This is a genomic window from Hydromonas duriensis (assembly GCF_004363775.1).
Classification (GTDB): Bacteria; Pseudomonadota; Gammaproteobacteria; order Burkholderiales; family Burkholderiaceae; genus Hydromonas; species Hydromonas duriensis.
Genome location: NZ_SNZE01000057.1, coordinates 1 through 3,426, shown reverse-complemented (window position 1 = coordinate 3,426; position 3,426 = coordinate 1). Strand labels below are relative to the sequence as shown.

Genomic DNA, 3,426 nt, shown 5'->3' with positions numbered 1-3,426 from the left:
ATAAACTTATCCACAGGTGCAACCCAATTTGCGCCTTTAACTGCCTGGTCAAATTTCAACGCGCACTCATGGTCAGTTTTACTCGAGCAACAACAGAAGTTCTTCTTCAGCATTCTTGATGCTTGCGTACAAGTCCATCAGTGTTTGATTGGCCTCTTGCAATTGCAATCTCGCTTCTTCGTTCATTTTGTGTGTCATTGCTCGAAGGGCTTCGGAATTGTCATAATGCTGCTGGGCCGCATTAAGCAAGCGCCATTGCTTAGCACCATTGGTTTGCCAAATCAGTATCAAAACCAAAACCCCAAAAAACACCAAGGCAAATATGCCAATGATGTGCAGCCAAACTTGACTCATTGAATTGCACTTTGTGGCAAAATCAGCCCAGCCATCTAAGAATGCCTGAATAGAATAACCCAAACGTCTTGAGTCATCGTTTTGTGATGCGCATCCAAACATGGATGCCGCGATCAATACCGGTATATACTTCAATAAAATCATCAATAAATCCCATCATCCATTTATCCTGCTAATGCAACAGAACCGAACGATTTACAGATCAAACTTCAATGGCCGATTGACATCTTTAACAATAGTCAGTACTTCTGGCCCAAGACTCCATGTTTCTCCGCTTTCGGTAAAAACTGTGACTGATTTTTGATTGACCCTGGTAATCATACCAAACAACACGTCTCGATCTGGCGGTTGAAACGACACCTTGTCACCCTTATTAAACTTGCTCATTCTCTCAATGTTGAAATGAGCTTGTAAATGCTTAATCCGCCTTACAATAGCTGCATTTAACTTCATCAATTCATCCAGCGATAATTTGTCTATATCGATATTTTTCATGTGTCGTAATTCCTGCCATGTGATTTACCAATGGTGAATTGTCTATTCTCAAGTACACCCATCATACAGTCCATATCTCGCAGGCTGAAACACCTGCCCTTAAACTTAAAACTGACTCTGTTTAAGCTCAATATCATCACGCCATTTCTTCTTGTCCCTCTGGTCATAGATTGAGGTACTTGATGCACTTGAATGTCGGGCTTGTGATTGAGCCAGTCGCAAATCTCCCCCATTGTTCATGTATGTGGAAATGCCAGTGTGCCTGAAAGTGTGCGCCGCACACTTGGACAGCTTGATTCGCAATCGCTCTGCATCCGCATCGTTACCCGTGACGGACTCAATCGCCAAGGTAAACACACGCTTGGTGGCCAAGTACACTGCATTCGATGAAATGGGCTTATGCGGATTATACACATCACCCAGCACAGGAATGTCGATTTCCTTGTACGATGGCTCGGGTGGCAGCCCAATCGATTGGCGGTAAACAGCCAACTCTTCCATTAATTTGGGCGATGCCATCACCAATCCATACTTGCTGCCTTTACCAACAAATCTGATTTCCCAGCCATCGGCCGCTTTATGGAAATCACTCATCTTTAAGTGGGCGACTTCTGAACGACGCTGCCAAGTGCGGAACATCAATTGCAACATCCAACGGGTGCGGTGGTACACCGCCATGTCCCGCTTGCTCACTTTGGGCAATTGCTCACAGGCGTCGAACACCGACTTTAGCTCTGCTTCCGTGAGTGCCTTTTCGTCTACGTTGAAGCCAACGGCCGTGGGCAGTGACACGCCGATGTTGGCAAAGGGCTGTACGGTGAGCTCGCCTGCATTGTGAATGTATGTGAACAGTGAGTTCAGTATGGTCAGTGCTCGTTTGATACTGCGTGGTGATAAGTCTTTGAAGAGATAGCGGACGTAGGCTTGTGCGTGATCTACGGTGACTTGCTTGAGATACTGCCCTCCGTGAGCCAAAGGGTCGAGCTGGCTCATGATGAAGCCCATGAACTTATTGGTTTCAAACTCATAGGCGCGCAGCGTGTGTTCAGATAAGCCGCCTTGTACCGCTTTGCGCATTTGTTGTGCGTTGAGCCAGCCGAGCACCATTTGTTCATCGAATGTTTGGATGTGTTGACCAACTGAACCTTGGCCACGTGCTTGCAGTGCGTCGGCATACTTGAAGAGCTGGACTTGATGCTCATCTCGCGGCTCATTCATCACCCTGCTCCTCTATCACTTCAGTGACGTCGTTCGCTTCACTCTCAGGTTGCTTTGCCTTAGCGAATTCAGTCAATATGTGCACCAGTTCTTCATTGCGCTTGTTGGCGTAAGCAAGTTCTGATTTTGTACCCTCAATCTGTGTTTGGACTCTGGCAATTTGGATCGTCAATTCACCGTTCTTCTGCTTGAGGCCATTGCTTTGTTGTCGGTATATATTGATTTGCTCATTGAGGTCTGCAATCTCTTTGTTTTTAGTTGCAGTGATTTTATGGACTTCTTGACGGGCCGTATCAATCTCAAGCATGGCGTAGTTCTTTTCTTCTTTGAGACGGTTTTCTGATAAGACCCGCTCGGCACGTGCGTTATCGAGCGCTTCCATAAAGGCTTGTGAGTCTTGCTTCCTGGCATTTTGTTCGCTTGTTAGCAATCCATTGAGCCTGTTGATGTTGTCCTTGAGGGCGAGGTTTTCTGATAACAGACCTTCAATTTGGGCGTTGAGCTGGTGAACGATCTCCTGGCTTTGATTGAACTTATGATTAAGCTCATCTCGCTCAATCGCGTTTTGTGCAATGAGGGCTTGAGCGTTTTCTAGCTCTTGTTTAGCCTCATCCCTTTGTGCTTGATATTCTTGGCTGAGCTTTTCGAATTCTTGGCCTGCTAGAGCTTGGGCGTTTTCCCATAACTGAACGATGACCTTGGAGGCGTTGTTTCTAAATTCGGCTGGAACAGCAATACTTGAATCTACCCGCTTGCGCAGCTCTTCCCAAAACTCATTCACATCTTGTATGACGTGTTGGGTACTGCCTAATTTGGTGTAGCCGAGCACCATGCCTGCGGTGGGTCTCACACCATTATTGAATAGAAACTGGGCAACAGCCAATGAGAATGTTCTTCGATCAAACTCATTGGTGGCTTTGAGCTTGGCCTTTATGGCCGCCACTTCGCTCTTAATGTCGCTTTCTGTCATATTCCACCTCAAATCGTTGAATTGCACCAATACAGTGCAAAATCGCTAAAAAACCGCCTTTTTTGTCATTTTACCCTTTTCTGCAATATGTAGTACTAGATATTATATTATTTTTACGATGTATTTTTGCAACACTTTATGATAATTTCCATTATCATAAAGTGTAGCAGCAAAATAACAAAAAAGCGCATTTTTAAAATGCGCTTACCGTGAAACATTTTCTGATTTTAAACAATCATTTCATTGTTTCTGCTTTAAATTCAAATAATTAAGAAACAACCGATTCGATATTGTTTTTGCGTGGAACATAATTTAAGGCGATCAGAGCGCCAAAATCGGACAGTTTTGTCGTTAATGCGGCTGAGCCGGCAAAATACTATAAGAAATAC

The 3,426-nt window shown here is 44.7% G+C and carries 4 protein-coding genes; all 4 read right to left on the bottom strand.

Going from position 1 to position 3,426, the window contains the following annotated elements:
• Positions 1-78: 78 nt before the first annotated feature.
• The 4 genes from DFR44_RS11165 to DFR44_RS11150 all read right to left on the bottom strand — a co-directional run bounded on the left by DFR44_RS11165 (position 79) and on the right by DFR44_RS11150 (position 3,037).
• Positions 79-354 carry a hypothetical protein gene (locus DFR44_RS11165; RefSeq protein WP_133621644.1) on the bottom strand — a complete coding sequence of 92 codons (276 nt, stop codon included), beginning with the start codon at positions 352-354 and terminating at the stop codon, positions 79-81.
• 195 nt (positions 355-549) lie between these two features.
• Complete coding sequence (locus tag DFR44_RS11160; protein WP_133621643.1) at positions 550-849, bottom strand: hypothetical protein; 300 nt, start codon at positions 847-849, stop codon at positions 550-552.
• Positions 850-954: 105 nt separating this feature from the next.
• Positions 955-2,067: a tyrosine-type recombinase/integrase gene (locus DFR44_RS11155; protein WP_133621642.1), complete on the bottom strand. Its 1,113-nt coding sequence runs from the start codon at positions 2,065-2,067 to the stop codon at positions 955-957.
• Positions 2,060-3,037 (bottom strand): DNA-binding protein, encoded by a 978-nt coding sequence (locus DFR44_RS11150; protein WP_133621641.1) that lies wholly within the window; start codon positions 3,035-3,037, stop codon positions 2,060-2,062. Before DFR44_RS11150 ends, DFR44_RS11155 begins: the two co-directional genes overlap by 8 nt.
• Between the last annotated feature and the right edge of the window lie 389 nt (positions 3,038-3,426).

Bases quoted from the DNA above. Each gene is read 5' to 3' on its own strand.
- DFR44_RS11165 (WP_133621644.1), bottom strand. From the start codon at position 354: ATGAGTCAAGTTTGGCTGCACATCATTGGCATATTTGCCTTGGTGTTT.
- DFR44_RS11150 (WP_133621641.1), bottom strand. From the start codon at position 3,037: ATGACAGAAAGCGACATTAAGAGCGAAGTGGCGGCCATAAAGGCCAAG.
- DFR44_RS11155 (WP_133621642.1), bottom strand. From the start codon at position 2,067: ATGAATGAGCCGCGAGATGAGCATCAAGTCCAGCTCTTCAAGTATGCC.
- DFR44_RS11160 (WP_133621643.1), bottom strand. From the start codon at position 849: ATGAAAAATATCGATATAGACAAATTATCGCTGGATGAATTGATGAAG.